The organism is Nocardioides sp. BE266, assembly GCF_031457855.1.
In the GTDB taxonomy this organism is placed as follows: Bacteria; Actinomycetota; Actinomycetes; order Propionibacteriales; family Nocardioidaceae; genus Nocardioides.
The window spans coordinates 1-1,445 of sequence record NZ_JAURTI010000019.1; the positions used below are offsets into that span (position 1 = coordinate 1).

A 1,445-nucleotide genomic window follows, 5' to 3' on the forward strand; every position below is an offset into this window, starting at 1 on the left:
CGACTGATATGTAGGGCCCCGCTGTCAATGGGCAGGGTGAGGCGCCGCCGGACCGGCGTGGTCTGACGGCGCCTCTCTTGGTCTGGTGCGGTCGTCTGCGCAGCGTGTCTTCGCGACGCGCGGTCGAGACTGATATGCGCGGGTTGGGTACCGCAGGACGGCGTTCGGCAGGAGCGCTCCGCTTCTCTGAGGTCGAGCGTCACCATCGCCTGGTTGGTGGTGTTGGTGGCTCACAGTCGAATCGCGGGTCGGCTCCTCGCGCTGCACGCAGGGACGGTCCCAGGCCAAGTCAGGGGATCTCGGGCTACTCGAGATCGTCGAGGGTGGCCAGGGACCAGCACCAGCCGGCGAGCTCGCGCGCGATCGCGGTGTTCGCGACCGTGTGCTTCTTCTTCCGAGCGGTGTAGTTGGCCCACTGGCGGTGCAGTCGCTGGTTCCCGGCGTGGCCGCGGGCCCGTGCGGCGGGGGTGGCCTGTTCCCAGCGGGCACGCATGACCGGCCCGACGGTGTAGCGGGGCTTGTGGTGCCAGGCCGCCTCGACGAGCAGCCGGCGGGCGTGGGTGTTGCCGGTCTTGGTGATCCCACCCTGCCTGTGTGAGTCCCCGCTGGAGTGCTCGGACGGGACCAGCCCGAGGTAGGCGCCGATGCTGGCGCCGGTGAACCGGCCCCAGTCACCGAGCTCGACCGCGAGCGCGAACCCGGTCAGCGTGGAGATCCCCCGCAGGCAGCACAACCGACGAGTCACGGCCGTGAACTCGCTGTCGGCAGCCATGTCGGCGATCGCGGCATCGAGCCGGGCACGGCGCAGGACCGCGAAGTCGACGGCTTCACGGTCGGCTTCGTAGGCGACGCGCGTGCCGGCCTGGTCGAACCGGATCGAGTTCAGCCACGTCTCGTGCTTGCCCGTCCAGGCCTTGCCACCGTAGTAGACGTGACCATGGCGCAGCAGCAGCTTCGAGACCCGGTGCCGTGCACGCATCAGGTCGCCGCGCACGTCTTCGCGGGCACGGACCAGGTCCCGCGCGGCTTCCTCGGTGACGCTCGGAACGCGAACAGGCACGATCTGCCCGACCTGCAGCAGCCGGGCCAGCAGCAACGCGTCCTTCGCGTCGGTCTTGACCCGATCACCGGCCGGACGGGTCAGCTTCGACGGCGCGGCCACCTCGCACCGGATCCCGGCTGCCGCGATCGCGCGGTACAGCCCGAACCCGGTCGGACCTGCCTCATAGGTCACCGTCACCGGGCCGGGCAACCCGCGCAGCCAGTCCACGACGACCTCGCTGGCCGGGACCAGCCGCTGCTTGAACACCTCACCAGTCACCGAGTCCAGACCGGCCGCCACGACCGATCGTGCGTGCACATCGAGCCCGACACTCGTACGCTCAGAAATCACCGGGGCCTCCTATGCCTGTGGATAGGTCGAGCAGGCCACTCCTGCCCGACAA

1 protein-coding gene is annotated in these 1,445 nt (G+C 69.7%); it reads right to left on the minus strand.

The window, feature by feature from the left end:
* Positions 1 to 304: 304 nt before the first annotated feature.
* Complete coding sequence (locus J2X46_RS24085; protein ID WP_310255092.1) at positions 305 to 1,393, minus strand: IS110 family transposase; 1,089 nt, start codon at positions 1,391 to 1,393, stop codon at positions 305 to 307.
* Positions 1,394 to 1,445 lie beyond the last annotated feature (52 nt).